The sequence below is a fragment of the Flavihumibacter cheonanensis genome, assembly GCF_022352215.1.
Taxonomy (GTDB): domain Bacteria; phylum Bacteroidota; class Bacteroidia; order Chitinophagales; family Chitinophagaceae; genus Flavihumibacter; species Flavihumibacter cheonanensis.
Genome location: NZ_JAKRWF010000001.1, coordinates 826,941 through 841,801, shown reverse-complemented (window position 1 = coordinate 841,801; position 14,861 = coordinate 826,941). Strand labels below are relative to the sequence as shown.

10 protein-coding genes are annotated in these 14,861 nt (G+C 44.4%); 7 read left to right on the top strand and 3 right to left on the bottom strand.

Going from position 1 to position 14,861, the window contains the following annotated elements; translation table 11 throughout:
• Window positions 1–6 precede the first annotated feature (6 nt).
• Both MD536_RS03685 and MD536_RS03680 read left to right on the top strand, forming a co-directional pair.
• Complete coding sequence (locus MD536_RS03685) at window positions 7–1,065, top strand: hypothetical protein (RefSeq protein ID WP_239595916.1); 1,059 nt, start codon at window positions 7–9, stop codon at window positions 1,063–1,065.
• Window positions 1,062–1,916 (top strand): hypothetical protein, encoded by an 855-nt coding sequence (locus MD536_RS03680; RefSeq protein ID WP_239595915.1) that lies wholly within the window; start codon window positions 1,062–1,064, stop codon window positions 1,914–1,916. Before MD536_RS03685 ends, MD536_RS03680 begins: the two co-directional genes overlap by 4 nt.
• A 229-nt stretch (window positions 1,917–2,145) precedes the next feature.
• Here the strand turns inward: MD536_RS03680 and MD536_RS03675 are convergent, their stop codons facing one another.
• Window positions 2,146–2,754 (bottom strand): TetR/AcrR family transcriptional regulator, encoded by a 609-nt coding sequence (locus MD536_RS03675; RefSeq protein ID WP_239595914.1) that lies wholly within the window; start codon window positions 2,752–2,754, stop codon window positions 2,146–2,148.
• A gap of 281 nt (window positions 2,755–3,035) precedes the next feature.
• Here MD536_RS03675 and MD536_RS03670 point away from each other — a divergent pair, with 281 nt between their 5' ends.
• The 4 genes from MD536_RS03670 to MD536_RS03655 are packed head-to-tail and all read left to right on the top strand — an operon-like array spanning window position 3,036 to window position 9,316.
• A complete protein-coding gene (locus tag MD536_RS03670; protein ID WP_239595913.1) occupies window positions 3,036–3,668 on the top strand; it encodes a TetR/AcrR family transcriptional regulator in 633 nt (210 codons plus the stop codon).
• A gap of 13 nt (window positions 3,669–3,681) precedes the next feature.
• A complete protein-coding gene (locus MD536_RS03665; RefSeq protein ID WP_239595912.1) occupies window positions 3,682–5,052 on the top strand; it encodes a TolC family protein in 1,371 nt (456 codons plus the stop codon).
• A gap of 7 nt (window positions 5,053–5,059) precedes the next feature.
• A complete protein-coding gene (locus tag MD536_RS03660) occupies window positions 5,060–6,127 on the top strand; it encodes an efflux RND transporter periplasmic adaptor subunit (RefSeq protein ID WP_239595911.1) in 1,068 nt (355 codons plus the stop codon).
• Window positions 6,128–6,139: 12 nt separating this feature from the next.
• Window positions 6,140–9,316 (top strand): efflux RND transporter permease subunit, encoded by a 3,177-nt coding sequence (locus tag MD536_RS03655; RefSeq protein ID WP_239595910.1) that lies wholly within the window; start codon window positions 6,140–6,142, stop codon window positions 9,314–9,316.
• A 23-nt stretch (window positions 9,317–9,339) separates the two neighbouring features.
• Here the strand turns inward: MD536_RS03655 and MD536_RS03650 are convergent, their stop codons facing one another.
• Both MD536_RS03650 and MD536_RS03645 read right to left on the bottom strand, forming a co-directional pair.
• Window positions 9,340–10,398, bottom strand: coding sequence for an AI-2E family transporter (locus MD536_RS03650; RefSeq protein ID WP_239595909.1), 1,059 nt, complete (start codon window positions 10,396–10,398; stop codon window positions 9,340–9,342).
• A gap of 66 nt (window positions 10,399–10,464) precedes the next feature.
• Entirely contained in the window at window positions 10,465–12,822 is a 2,358-nt protein-coding gene (locus MD536_RS03645) for a TonB-dependent receptor (protein ID WP_239595907.1), read from the bottom strand.
• Between the two features lie 91 nt (window positions 12,823–12,913).
• Here MD536_RS03645 and MD536_RS03640 point away from each other — a divergent pair, with 91 nt between their 5' ends.
• The gene (locus tag MD536_RS03640; RefSeq protein WP_239595905.1) at window positions 12,914–14,854 is read left to right on the top strand and encodes an ABC-F family ATP-binding cassette domain-containing protein; all 1,941 of its coding nucleotides are present in this window, start codon (window positions 12,914–12,916) and stop codon (window positions 14,852–14,854) included.
• Window positions 14,855–14,861: the final 7 nt, after the last annotated feature.

The following is a 14,861-nucleotide window of genomic DNA, read 5'->3' as shown; positions in this document are numbered from 1 at the left end:
GAATTCATGAGATTGATTTTTACGTTCTTGATTTGGATAATAACGGCTCAGGTTGGAAGCACACAGGATATCAGCGGTGTTTGGCGGGGACATTTCCGTCAGAACAACCGGTCCTTGCAAATGCTTAATCTGGAAGACCGGTATCGGTTTGAAGTACAGTTACTCCAGGAGGGTAAAAACTTCAAGGGGGTAACTTATTCCTATAAAACCACTGAATTTTATGGAAAGGCCGATGCAAAAGGCTCCATTCATACCGGTACGAAAAAAGTTTACCTGGAGGAATTGAAGATTGTGGATGTCCGGATGCGGCAGGGAAATGATGCCTGTATCATGACCTGTTTCCTGCAGTACACCCGAAATGGAAACGAAGAATTTTTGGAAGGAACCTATGTTAGTATGAATACCCGCGACTCATCCGATTGCGGGCGAGGCACGGTATTCCTGAGAAAAGTGCCCACCTCCGATTTTTACCTGGAACCTTTCCTGGCGGAACGTCAAAAAAAGCCGAAGGGAGAAGAAAATATTCGGGTTAATGAAGCGCCACCATCCAGGCCACCAGCTCAAAAGCCGCCAACCCAGCCTGTAAAACCGGTAAAGCCACCGGTAAAACCAACAACACCGGTTGAGAAAGAAAAAACGCCTGAACCCTTACCCGCTCCATTACCGCAGGAAGAAATCAGGAAGCCGGTAGCTCCTGTGGTGGTTCCTCCGGTGCTTAAAGAACGGGCAAATGAAATAGTGAAAACCTTTAGTGTAAATACCCGGAAAATTTCCATTAGCCTGTACGACAATGGCACTATAGATAAGGATACGGTATCTGTGTACCTTAATAATCGCCAGGTGGTATCGCGTAAAATGTTATCCCTTTCTCCCATTGTAGTAGAAATAGACCTGGAGCAGGAGAACGACTATGTTGAACTGGTAATGGTTGCAGAAAACCTGGGTGAGATTCCACCCAACACCTCGCTCATGATAGTAAAAGCCGGTAGCAAACAATATGAGGTTCGGATCACGTCCACTGAGCAGAAAAACGCGATGGTCGTGTTTAAATTCCAGTGCGAATGAGAGTTCTCTTCTTGATGGCAGGAATGCTGCTGTACCTGGTATCGGATGCACAGGACCTGAACGGGATCTGGAGAGGCTCGCTTACCCAGGAACCTGGGGGCTGTTTTCCTGTTTATAAACTGGAAATCCAGTTAATCAGCAGCGGAACAAACGTTGAGGGATATGCATTTGATTACTATGACAAAACCCGTTTTGTCAAACATCATTTTAAAGGTACCTATAATGCAACCGATAAAAAACTGATCCTTAAAGAAGATCAGCTGCTGGAAGTTCAGATACCCTATGATTGTGTAGTGTGCACAAAGACCTATGAATTGGTCTATACAAAAGAGCAGACCAGGGATGCTTTATCAGGAAGTTGGACCGGTGTAGAAGCGGAAAGCAAAAGACCTTGTCCGGCTGGAAAAATAACATTATTCAAAGAGTTCCAGCCTGATTTCCCGACCTCCCTAACCGATTCTTCCCAACTCGTGAACCAGCAAAGCCTGCTGAAAGTTAAGCAGCGTACAACGGAATTGGTGCAGACACTGGTGCTGGATAGTCCGACTATTAAAATTGACCTCTATGACAATGCTGAAATTGACAATGACACCGTAACGATTTTTCTGAATGACCGGTTGTTGCTGTATCAGCAGCGACTCACCAACCAGGCCCTGAGTGTAACCGTGAAAGCGGTTGCGGGAGAAGTGTACGAACTCATCATGTACGCAGATAATTTAGGCAGCATTCCTCCGAATACGGCGTTAATGACAGTAAGTTCAGGGCGGGATAAGTATGAAGTGCGCTTATCAGCTTCAGACAAAAAAAATGCAGCGGTCAGGTTTCGGGTACGGGAGCGCGCTAGGAATTAATTTAGTTGAAAGGTTTTCTTTTTTTAGCAATTTGTGAATTAGCAATCAGAATAATAATTATTACCAATACAAACGTTCCTATTAGTTGTAACCAAAATTCAGTAGGAAGAATATGGCCAGTTCCCAATGCCATTACACCTAATAAGGGTAACCCAATCAGGAATAAAATGGCTAGCACTTTAATTAATTTCCAGAATATCAGCACCTATTGCATTTTCTAACATTAAAACTAAACAGTAATTCCTGTAAACAAGGAATCCGCAATAAATCCCAGGTGGTCTTTGAAGAGTTCCTGATCATTGCCGAGGAAAAGCCTCGAACCAATACCCTTTAAGGAAACATTGATGGCTTTGGCCCATATGTCAATCTCTTCATGCGTCAGTTCACGAATCTCTCCTCTGCGGATGCCATAAAGCACGAGGTCTTTCAGGAAACTCTCCATATAGGCATTGCGCTTTTCAGTGATATTGACAATCAGAAAAGGGTTTTCCATTACTTCTGCTTTGAATACGGAATATTGCTGGTTGTTTTCAATCAGATGACGTAAAAGGGAAACCACAAAAGAACGAAACCGATCCTGCACCGTTATATACTGGTTCATACTGGTAACGGCATTCTGGTGCTGCTGTTCCATATCTTCCAGGGCCATTGCCTCAAAAATATCCTCCTTGGTTTTGAAATAATAATAAAGGGAACTTTTGGATTTGCCGATCTTTTTGGCAATGTCTTCCATGGTGGTTTTTTTGAATCCGAAATGAATAAACAGCTCCCTTGCTCCATGCAGGATATCTTTTCGAATTGGATCCAGTTCCGTACTATTTGTTTGACCATTTGACATTTTGAGTCGATTTTCGATCTGTTACAAATCTACAAAAAACTTATACCCTCCTGATTTATCCCAAGCAGAACACGACAGAAATACCGGAAGTTTCGGGCGTATTTTCTGTTTCTCATTGATTTACAATTCATAAAACCTGAATTCAAACAACCTTTCAGCAAACCTGGCCGAAGATTAACCTACTTCTTTCACAACTCCTTAACAAGATTTTCGACCATTTAATCTTTTTGGTCGAATATTCATACTAATTTTGACCTCTCAAACAAAATAGTCGAAAATTCATGGAGCACCAAATTCTGGATTCGGTACACCAGGTGTTTACTACCCAAAGTATCAGCCGGTATACCATGGACGACCTCTCCACACAAATGGGGATCTCCAAAAAGACACTCTATCGCTTTTATCCCAGCCGTCAGGAACTGGTAGACCAGGTTTGTAAGCGGGTAGCGGAGGAATACGAGGAATCCATGCAACCCTGGGATGATCCCGGGATCAGCAACCTGAAAAAACTGTTGGGACTCATTTCCAATGTGGTCGGTTTTTGCAAGAGGGTAAGTCCTGATTTCTTCCTGGACCTGCGTCGTCACTATCCAGTTCAATACATCGAGCTCAACCTCAAACTGGAACAGAGCCTGACCGGCCGGATTCAGCAATTACTGCAAGACGGCATTCAGGAAGGGGTTTTTCGAAGCAGCCTGCATCCGGCCCTGGTGATGAGCATCTGGCAGCAGCACCTGCAGAAAGACTTCGAATATGCGGCACAGTTAGTTAATGATTACTCCAAAGACGAAGTATTTCGCCAGGCGGTATATCTCTTCCTCTATGGCATTATTGCCCCCGCTGCGATTCCCGAAATGGAAGGCATGCTGGCCAGTTATGATTGGAAATCTCCTTTATCAACTCAGACAATTTAATACAGCATAAACTATGACAACGAGAACAAACCGGTTATCCGTCTTTCTCGCATTTGCACTCCTTCTGGTGGGCAAGAATATGAAAGCACAGGATCCGGAGGAATCACTGACCTTATCAAAAGCCATACAGTATGCGCTTAAGCATCAGAACGATGTTCGCAAAGCAAAACTGGATGAAGAAAATTCCGAATACCAGATCGAAGAAGTAAAATCGAGAGCCCTGCCACAGATAACCGGCACCAGCGGGCTCACTTACAATCCGATTCTTCAGTTAAGTGCTGTACCAGGCGACCTGGCGGGACAGCCAGGTACTACCCTTTTGATTCCATTCGGACAAAAATGGAATGCCAATGCGGTAATTTCTTTAAGTCAGAACATATTTGACAAATCTGTATTCACAGGGCTTAAAGCTGCCAAAACCACCCGTGAATATTATCAGGTAATGGCAAAGCTCACCGACGAACAGGTGATTGAACAGGTTGCACAGAACTATTACCAATTATTGGTGCAGCGACAAAAAATGGCCGTGGTGGATAGCACCATATCCAATTCCAGAAAAGTGCTGGATGTAATCGATGGGCTCTATAAAAACGGGCTCGCAAAAAAAATCGATGTAGACCGCACCCGCGTGAATATATCCAACCTTCAGGCACAACGCCAGCAATTATTGAATGTGGTGCAGATACAGGAAAATACCCTGAAGTTTTTTATGGGTATGGATATCGCCAGTACTATCAATGTGCCTGCTACCAGCATGGAAGCCATTCAGCCAAGTGTTGCAATGATTGCAGAAGCACCGGAAGTGAAAAACATGACGGATTACCAGTTGCTGAAAACGCAGGAAAAACTACTGGAATACCAGAAAGAAAGTGTGAAAGCGGCCGCCTTTCCAACCATCAGCTTAAATGGGAACTATGGTTACCAGGGACTGGGTGGAAAATTCCCAATCGGAAAAGGTCCATCACAAAATGTGAACTGGTTCGACTATTCCAATGTAGGCGTAACCATGCGTATACCAATCTTTACCGGATTTGGGAACCGGGCCAGGATCAGACAGGCTGACATTCAGGTTAGAAAAATTAAGGAAGACCTTCAGCTTCAGGAACGGGCGCTGAACCTGGCGTATGAAAATGCCAAAGCACAGCTGGTGAATGCCATCACCACCCTGAATAACCAACTGGAAAATGTGGAACTGGCCAAAGAAGTGTATGCGAATACCCGCAATAACTACGACCAGGGACTGGCACCACTAACCGATTTACTGGATGCTGAAAACTCACTTACCACCTCACAAAATAATTATTCAACCGCCCTGCTTGATTACCGCCTTGCAGAAATTCAGGTACTGAAAACACAGGGTAAACTCAATTCACTCGTAAACTAAATCGTATATGAAAAAGTATAGCAAAATACTGCTGACTGTGTTGATCATTGGTGCTTCCTTATATGCCATCGTAACTGTACTTAAAAAAAACAAAGCCGAAGCAGCTGAAAAAACTGCGATAGTAGCAGCCACCAACGCCACTGTTGCAGTAAGAGTGGACACCGTTCAATTTTCCAATCCGGCTATTGCGCTTACTGCGAATGGAAATTTTGAGCCCTTCCAGGAATTATCATTTTCGGCAGAAAAGCCTGGAAGAGTAGTGAATGTACTGGTGAAAGAAGGAGATTATGTTAGAAAAGGCCAGGCACTTGCAACCATTCGTGTTGACCAGTTAAATGTAGACCTGCAAACTGCTGAAGCCAATTATAAAACTGCGGAAACCGATTTGCAGCGATATGAAAATGCTTTCCGAACCGGTGGCGTTACACAGCAACAACTCGATCAGGCCCGATTGAACCTTTCCAATGCCAAATCCAGATTGCAGCAGGCTGGTATCAACCTGGGTGACGCTACTATCCGTGCTACCATTGATGGGCTTATTAATGCACGTAAAATCGAGCCCGGATCTGTTGTATCACCGGGAACACCCCTGTTTGATATTGTAAATATTTCAAAGCTGAAATTAAAAGTGCATGTAAATGAAGCACAGGTAGCACAGCTTAAGGTGGGTAAGCAGGTGAAGATTACCGTTAGTGTTTTCCCAGATAAAAACTTCACCGGAAAGATTTCATTTATCGCGGCCAAAGCCGACCAGGCGCTGAATTTCCCCGTTGAGATTGACCTGGGTGCCAATCCGGGTAACCTCATTAAAGCCGGTATGTTTGGTACAGCTGAATTTGATTTTGAGCAACAAAAACCCGTATTGTTGATTCCCCGCTCCGCATTCGTAGGCAGCGTGAACAGTAATGAAGCATTTGTTGTACGCAATAATAAAGCAACCCTGTTAAAACTGACCAGCGGTCGGGTGTTGGATAACCAGGTTGAAATTCTGGATGGCCTTCAGGAAGGTGACCTCGTAATCACAAGCGGACAAATCAACTTAACCAACGGAACCGAAGTATCCATTATTCCGTAAAAAAGAAGGAACATGAAAATTGCAGAATTATCGATAAAAAGACCCTCATTGGTGATCGTATTGTTTACGATCCTGACCCTGGGTGGTCTCTTCAGCTATACTCAACTAGGTTATGAGCTGATCCCGAAATTTGAGACCAATGCGATCACGGTTTCCACTATTTATCCCGGGGCCTCTCCCAGTGAAGTGGAAAATACCGTGACTAAAAAAATTGAAGACGCAGTTGCCTCTTTGGAGAATATCAAAAAACTGGAATCCAAATCACTGGAGAATGTATCTCTGGTTACGATTACGCTTAACAGTACAGCAGATGCCGACTATGCTTTGAATGATGCACAGCGCAAAATCAATGCAGTACTAAAAGACCTACCGGATGATGTAGACCCTCCTTCTCTGAATAAATTCTCATTGAGCGATCTGCCAATTATGACCCTGGCAGCATCCGCCAAACTGGAAGAAGCCCAGTTCTTTGACCTGGTAGATAAACGGATCAGTCCGGTTTTATCAAGGGTTAACGGTGTGGCGCAAGTGAACCTGGTGGGTGGACAGGAACGCGAGATCCAGGTGAGTCTTGACCCACAAAAGATTAAAGGTTTCGGATTATCCGTTCCCCAGGTTCAGCAGGCCATTCTGAGTTCCAACCTCGACTTTCCTACCGGTAACGTACAAACGAGGGAACAAAGTATACTGGTTCGACTGGCCGGAAAATATAAAACCGTAGAAGAGTTACGCAACCTGGTGATTGTTTCCAACAATGGAATCCAGGTTCGGCTTGGTGATGTAGCAGATGTGCAGGACAGTCAAAAGGAGGTGGAAAAAATCGCTAGGGTAAACCAGCAGAATGCCATCACTATTCAAATTATCAAACAATCGGATGCCAATGCCGTGGCAGTGAGTGAAGAAGTGCAGAAACAGATCCAACGACTGGAACAGGATTACAGTGCCAATGAACTGAAACTGAATATCGCGAATGACAGCACTGTATTTACATTGGAAGCGGCTGATTCAGTTGTGCATGACCTCCTGCTGGCAGTTGTGCTGGTTGCTTTCGTAATGTTATTCTTCCTGCACAGCTTGCGGAATGCGGTCATTGTGATGGTGTCCATCCCGGCATCCCTGATCGCGACCTTTATTGGCATGGCGCTGTTTGACTACACACTGAACCTGATGAGTTTGCTTGGTCTTTCACTGGTTGTTGGTATCCTCGTGGATGATGCAATCGTTGTACTGGAAAATATTTATCGCCACATGGAGATGGGTAAAAACCGGGTGCGTGCCTCCATGGATGGAACCAAGGAAATTGGCTTTACTGTTACAGCCATTACACTTGTAATTGTGGTGGTATTCCTACCGATTGCACTGAGTACCGGACTGGTATCGAATATCATCAAACAGTTCTGTGTAACCGTAATTATTTCTACCCTTTTATCACTGCTCTCTTCCTTTACAATTGTTCCGTGGTTATCGTCCCGTTTCGGTAAACTGGAACACTTAACAGGTAAAACAATCTTTGGACGAATCATCCTTGGTTTTGAAAAAGGACTGGACAGATTTACCCACTGGATCAGTGGAATCCTGACATGGAGCCTGCGTCATAAGCGCATAACCCTGGGAGTGGTATTGGTGATGTTCCTTTCTTCCTTCTACATTGTAGGCGCCGGATATGTGGGTTCTGAATTCTTTTCAAAAAGCGATCGTGGGGAATTCCTGGTGCAGCTTGAATTACCCAAGGATGCAGCAATTGAACAAACCAATCAGCTGACACAAAAAGCAGAGAAATACTTACAACAAAAAATTGAAATCGTAGACCTGATCACTACTGTTGGTCAAACCAGTGAAGGACTGGGAGCATCCCAGAGCACTGCATATAAATCAGAGATCAAAGTTAAACTGGTACCCAAGGAACTTCGGAAGGATGACAGTTATGTATATGCCGCGAAGATCAAACGGGAACTGGAAAACGTATTGGTTGGTGCCAAGATCAAAACTACACCCATCGGCATGTTGGGTACAGCAGACCTGGCACCACTTGCATTGGTGGTAACCGCATCGGATCTGGACAGTGCGCTGGCCTTTGCCAATGAAGCACATGCTTTGTTGAAAAAAATCCCAGGCGCAACTGAAACCAAATTAACCGTGGAATCGGGTAACCCGGAGATCAATGTTCAGGTAGATCGTGATAAGATGGCAGCGCTTGGATTGAATATGCAAACGGTGGGACTGACCATGCAAACTGCCTTCAACGGCAATACTGATGGAAAGTTTCGTGCCGGAGAATATGAGTATGATATTAATATCCGTTACGGCAGTTTTTCCCGTTCGAATATGCAGGATGTAAGTAATCTTGAGTTTGTGAACAATATGGGACAGACGGTTAAACTATCCCAGTTTGCAACCGTACGGGAAACATCCGGACCAAGCCAGTTGGAAAGAAGGGATAAGAGCCCCTCTGTAACCGTACAGGGACAAAGTGTTGGGCGCCCTACTGGTACGATTGCGGCTGAATGGGAGCAGGCATTTTCTCAACTGCGTAAGCCTACGGGTGTGAACTACCTCTGGGGTGGTGACATGGAAAACCAAAGTGAAGGATTCGGCACACTGGGTATTGCCCTTCTTGCTGCTATTCTGCTGGTATACCTGGTGATGGTGAGCCTGTATGATAGTTTTGTATATCCATTTGTGGTATTGTTCTCTGTACCCCTGTCCTTTATTGGAGCTTTCCTCGCATTAGGTCTGACCAACAATTCATTAAACATCTTTACCATTTTGGGTATCATCATGTTAATTGGATTGGTAGCGAAGAACGCCATCATGATTGTAGATTTTGCGAATCACCGGAAAGCCGAAGGCGAATCTACTTTCCAGGCCCTGGTGCAGGCCAACCATGCGAGATTACGTCCGATCCTTATGACTACCATCGCGATGGTATTTGGCATGTTACCTATTGCAATTGCATCGGGCCCTGGTGCGGAATGGAAAAACGGCCTGGCCTGGGTAATCATTGGCGGATTGGTAAGCTCCCTGTTCCTTACCCTTGTTATTGTACCGGTGATCTACGCCATATTTGATGGCTGGCTGGAAAAAGCAAAGAATAAAAAGAAAGGACAAAAAACAGTAGATGAGTTGATCGTGGAGGACTTTACCCCTTCTCCCACACAGGATGGATTTACTCCCACGCATGTGGTTTGATGAATGAAAAAGAGAAGCAGTCGCTACACGGCTGCTTCTTCTTTCTCTCTACGGTTCGAAGCGTGCTCTATTTTACGGATATAAGTTTCCTGAATAATGATTAACAAAGCAGCGAGCATCGGGCTTGCCAGTAACAACCCAATTGCACCAGCCAGAATTCCCATCAATACCTGCCAGAACAATGCCAGGGCAGGAGGCAATTCAACCATTTTCTTCTCAATCATAGGAGTAATAAAATAGCTCTCAATAATCTGGATCGAGAAATACAGAATAACAATATAGAGAGCCATTTGCTGGCTTTCAAGCAACCCCACCAGAACGGCAGGAACGAGTGCCAGGTATGGACCGATATACGGAATGAATGTACATCCTGCAGCGATCAATGCAAGAATAAAAGCCAGTGGTACTCCCAATAGAGCCAGCCCGATACCGGTAGCAAGTCCCACCACCAGCATGGATGCGAATTTGGCAGCCAGCCAGGTTGCCAGAGTTTGATACACTTTACGAATCAGGTTGCTGACAGCCTTTTTTTTATTGTCAGGAAACAGGCGAACCAATCCATTAAAATAGTTTGTTGGTGATGCAGCCTGGAAGATTGCTGCAATTAGAACAATCAGCATATTTCCTAAAACGCCAAGAAAAGAACCTACATAAGAAGCGGCTTTGGTCAGCAAATCCTTGTTTTCAGTAACTGCTTTACCCGGGTCTTTAGGCAATTCTTTGATGAGTTTTTTTCCAACCGGATGCGATTGAATCGCCTTTTTAAGCTGATCGATCGATTTTGGAAGGGTCGAAGAAATTTCATCCAGTTGTTTGGATACAGAAGGCCCGGCAATCAGAAAAAATCCGGTTAGTACAAGTGCAATAGAAACAAGTGTGATAACCAGTGCCCAACTATATCGAAGTTTCAGCTTTTTTTCAATCCATACAGAAATAGCATGAAATAATATGGACAGTAAAATGCTGGAAAAGATCAGTAGAAAAAAATTGAACTGCCATACGAAAATCGCCAGTAATCCACCGGTAACAAACACCAGTAAACTGTATTGAAAAAGAATGGAAAGGGAAGGCTTGGGTTTCATACTAAGCAGTCCCTCAAAAAAATCATGCCCGGTTAAGCAGGTTGAAAACCGGAACAATTTTCCCCATTACAATTTAAAATTCCAGGTAACACTGGGTATGATCGGGAACAGACTTACCTGTCGGGCATCTACTTTCAGTGTGCCATCAAGCGCAGAACCTGTCTGATCGAAATAAAGGAAATAAGGATTTAGGCGACTGTAAACATTGTAAATACTGAATACCCAATGTCCTTTGATGCGGCGAGGCTTTTTAGGAATTGGGGTATAGGTAGCTGAAAAATCCAATCTATGGTAAGCTGGTAAACGATACTGATTAATTCTGCTAAACTCCTGTGTTAGTACCCCGTTTACGAGGTAAAATCGTTCTGGCAAAGTTGTGGCGTTACCTGTTCCATACACAAATACGGCTGACAATTTCCATTTTTTATTGAGCTCATAGGAGGCAACGGCAGAAAGATCATGCCGTCTGTCGTAACGTGCAGGATACTTAAGGCCATCATTCAAATCAGGAAATTTCCTGTACGTCCAGCTAAGTGTATAACCCAGCCATCCGGTCATTCTGCCGGTGTTTTTGCGAACAAAGAATTCTGCTCCATAACTCCAGCCATCTCCAAAAACAAATTCTTCTTCCGGATCTGCCAGCGAAGGGGTATAGCCCTCCCGATATTCGATCTGGTTTTCCATCTGCTTGTAGTAGACTTCTACCGAGGTTTCGTACGTATTGTTCTTAAAGTTTCGAAAATAACCTGCAGCATATTGCCAGCTTAATTGTGGTCGCACAAAAAGCGTACTCGGTACCCAGAGATCAGTAGGCAGTGTGTTTCCTGCATTAGTAACCAGGTGTATGTACTGGTAATTCCTGGAGACCGATGCTTTTACGGAACTGGCATCATTGATACTATAACGCATGGTGAGCCGGGGTTCCAGGCCTCCGTAATTCTGGACCCGATCTCCTCTACCATATTGAACACTGTCTATTTTATTTCCATTTTCGTCTCGCTGGTAACGAGTATAAGCACCAACCTGTGTGAAATTACTGTAACGTAGTCCGGCGCTGATACGAAACTGATCCGTAAGATCCCAGTCGTCCTGGATATAGATAGCCGACTCTCTAGCAAATTTGCGCTGCGCATTGTTCGGAGTAAAATCAATAGAATCAGATCGTCCTGAAACCAGGTTCGGTTTAAATGTATGATGCGTGTATTGTGCTCCAAATTTCAATTTGTGTTGAGATCCGGGATAATAATCCATATCGAATTTGGCGGAGAGATCACGAATACCCGACTGCACATTAAATGTCAGGTTGTTCTGCGTGCCATTGAAGGCGAAATTATAATCGTTGAATACGAGTGTGGTATTGGAGAATAATTTTCTATGAAAAAGATGGTTCCATCGAAGGGTTGCCGTTGCATTTCCCCAGGGGATATTAGCTCTGAAGGAACGCTGGGTATTGTTGAAAGTGAATACATCCCTGCCAAAATAACCACTCAGGAAGATCCGGTCTTTATCAGAAAACTTATAATTCACCTTGGTGTTCAGGTCATAGAAATAATAGCCTGATCCATAAAAAGCACTTTCTCTTTTGACAAAAGGTTTTACCAATGCGTCAATATAAGTTCTGCGGGCAGAAATGATAAAAGAGGCTTTGTCCTTTTTAATGGGTCCCTGGATATTTATCCTGGATGCAATGGCTCCAATTCCTCCTTCTATCTCCATTTTTTTCATGTTGCCGTCTTTCATGGTGATGTCCAGCACAGAAGAGAGTCTGCCTCCGTACTGTGCCGGCATTCCTCCTTTGATCAAACTGACATTTTTAATGGCATCCGAATTGAAGATGGAAAAGAATCCGAACAAATGACCTGAATTGTAGACTACTGCATCATCCAGCAGCACCAGGTTTTGATCGGGTCCTCCTCCCCTTACATAAAAACCGGCGTTGCCTTCGCCGGCATTTCTTACACCCGGCAGCAACTGGAGGGTTTTGAGTACATCCACTTCCCCAAAAATGGCTGGCAGGGATTTGATCTGACTAATACTTAGGTCCACTTTACCCATTTGTGCGTCTCGCACATTCCCATCTTTCCGCTTGGCATACACGATTACTTCTTCACTTGCAACGATCCTGGGAGATAAATTGATTGACAGATTAACATCCTTATCAAGTTGCAGGCTGCTGGTTTGGGTTTCATAACCGGTGTAGGAAATACTTACCTGGTAAGTTCCGGCTGCAAGAGTAATGGAAAAAAAACCGTAGGCATTGCTGTTAACGCCTTTGCCCTGACCATTAATGGCGATGGTGGCTCCAATCAGGTTTTCACCGGAAAGAGCATCTTTAACATAACCGCTAAGCGTGAACTTTTGTTGGGCGCGGATGGTGCCGAAACCGGCAATGGTCAGGAAAAAACAGAGGATAAATCGGTTCATGATTGTAAAACTACCTGCTGTTCAACAAAAACCTAGATACATGGTTCATATTTTACACCGGAAAGCGGCAATTATTTTAACTTTGCGGCCCATGTTAGTAGGATTACAGAATGTTACGTTTGAATTTGGTGCGCGGGTCATTGTATCCGAAGCTACCTGGCATATCCAGCCCAATGAGCGAATTGGCCTGATCGGTTACAATGGCACCGGTAAGTCCACCCTGCTCAAGCTCATTGTTGGTGAATACCAGCCTTCTGCCGGAACTGTAGAAAGAAGCAGGGGTACCACTATTGGTTACCTGCACCAGGATCTGCTCAGTTTTGAAACCACGCAATCCATCCTGGAAGTGGCCCTGACTGCTTTTGAACGGGTTCAGCAACTGGAAAAGGAAATTGAAGAATTAGGCAAAGAGCTGGAAAGAACCGGGGATGAAAAAACGCTTCACCTGTATTCCGATAAACTGCACGAACTCGAAACCCTGGGTGGATATGATATTCACCATCGGACAGAAGAAGTATTGCACGGACTAGGCTTTTCACAGGAAGACCTGGCCCGGCCCTACCAGGAATTCAGCGGAGGATGGCGGATGCGGGTTCTACTGGCGAAGATGATCCTGCAACAACCGGATTTATTATTACTTGACGAGCCGACCAACCACCTTGACCTCCCTTCTATTGAATGGCTGGAAAAATATTTGTTGCATTATAAGGGTTCTGTGGTAATTGTAAGTCACGATAAGTTTTTCCTCAATCGTATGGTCACCAAAATCGTGGAAGTGTACCAGCGGCAATTGCATATTTATTCCGGCAACTACGAATTCTACGAAACTGAAAAGGCCCTTCGGGTGGAATTACAGCAAAGGGCATTTGAAAACCAGCAGGAATACATCCGCCAGCAGGAACGATTCATTGAACGTTTCCGTGCTAAAGCTACCAAGGCTGCACAGGCCCAGAGTGCAATGAAGCGACTGGATAAGTTGGATCGGATTGAGGAGGTAGAAATTGAACGACCCAATATCAAGATCAATTTCAGAATTGATAAAACTCCGGGTAAAATCCTGGTAGAACTCAAAAATGTCACAAAAAAATACGGCAATAATATTATTGTTGAAAACAGTTCTGCTGAAATTGAACGGGGCGACAAAATTGCATTAATTGGTGCCAACGGAAAGGGAAAATCAACCCTGTTGCGAATCATCGCAGGCATTGAAAAATTTGATGGCGAACGCAAGTGGGGGCACAATGTGGAAGAAGCGTTTTATGCCCAGCACCAGTTGGAAGCACTGGATATCAACAATACACTGCTGGAGGAAATGAAAACCTGTGGCAGTCAGAAAACCGAACAGGAATTACGCACACTGCTGGGATGCTTTTTATTCAGTGGTGATGACACCGATAAAAAAATCAGGGTACTCAGTGGAGGTGAAAAAGCCAGGGTAGCGTTGGCTAAAACCATTGTGAGCAAAGCCAATTTCCTGATGCTTGATGAACCGACCAACCACCTGGATATGCATTCTGTGGAATTGCTGGTTGAGTCGTTAAATAAATATGAAGGGAGTTTAATCCTGGTAAGTCACGATCGTTATTTTATTTCCAAAGCGGCGAATAAGATCTGGGAAATCGAAGATCACCAGATCAAGGAATTTAAAGGAACCTATGCTGAATGGGTAGACTGGAAAGAACGCATGGCAATACAGCGGGAGCAGAAAGAAGTGAAGGTAGTGGCGGCTCCGGTTGTTCAGCAGATAAGCGAAATCAAACCTGCTGCACCGGTTTTAAATCGTGAGCAGAAGAAGGAATTACAGAAAGTACAGCGACAGTTTAACCAGGTGGAGGAAAAGATCGCCCGACTGAAAGAAGAAAAAGTCAAACTGGAAGCAGCGCTGGCAGATCCGTCTACGTATTCGGATAAACAGAAATTCGCAGCAGCGGAATCGGCATACAAAAAAAACGGCGAGGCATTAGAACTGCTGAACCAGGAGTATGAAACTTTGTTTGAAAAGATCCTTTCGATGGAAACGGAAATGGACTAACTTCATG

Excerpts from the sequence above, each read along its gene's own strand:
- MD536_RS03685 (WP_239595916.1), top strand. The coding sequence starts at position 7 with ATGAGATTGATTTTTACGTTCTTGATTTGGATAATAACGGCTCAGGTT.
- MD536_RS03680 (WP_239595915.1), top strand. The coding sequence starts at position 1,062 with ATGAGAGTTCTCTTCTTGATGGCAGGAATGCTGCTGTACCTGGTATCG.
- MD536_RS03675 (WP_239595914.1), bottom strand. The coding sequence starts at position 2,754 with ATGTCAAATGGTCAAACAAATAGTACGGAACTGGATCCAATTCGAAAA.
- MD536_RS03670 (WP_239595913.1), top strand. The coding sequence starts at position 3,036 with ATGGAGCACCAAATTCTGGATTCGGTACACCAGGTGTTTACTACCCAA.
- MD536_RS03665 (WP_239595912.1), top strand. The coding sequence starts at position 3,682 with ATGACAACGAGAACAAACCGGTTATCCGTCTTTCTCGCATTTGCACTC.
- MD536_RS03660 (WP_239595911.1), top strand. The coding sequence starts at position 5,060 with ATGAAAAAGTATAGCAAAATACTGCTGACTGTGTTGATCATTGGTGCT.
- MD536_RS03655 (WP_239595910.1), top strand. The coding sequence starts at position 6,140 with ATGAAAATTGCAGAATTATCGATAAAAAGACCCTCATTGGTGATCGTA.
- MD536_RS03650 (WP_239595909.1), bottom strand. The coding sequence starts at position 10,398 with ATGAAACCCAAGCCTTCCCTTTCCATTCTTTTTCAATACAGTTTACTG.
- MD536_RS03645 (WP_239595907.1), bottom strand. The coding sequence starts at position 12,822 with ATGAACCGATTTATCCTCTGTTTTTTCCTGACCATTGCCGGTTTCGGC.
- MD536_RS03640 (WP_239595905.1), top strand. The coding sequence starts at position 12,914 with ATGTTAGTAGGATTACAGAATGTTACGTTTGAATTTGGTGCGCGGGTC.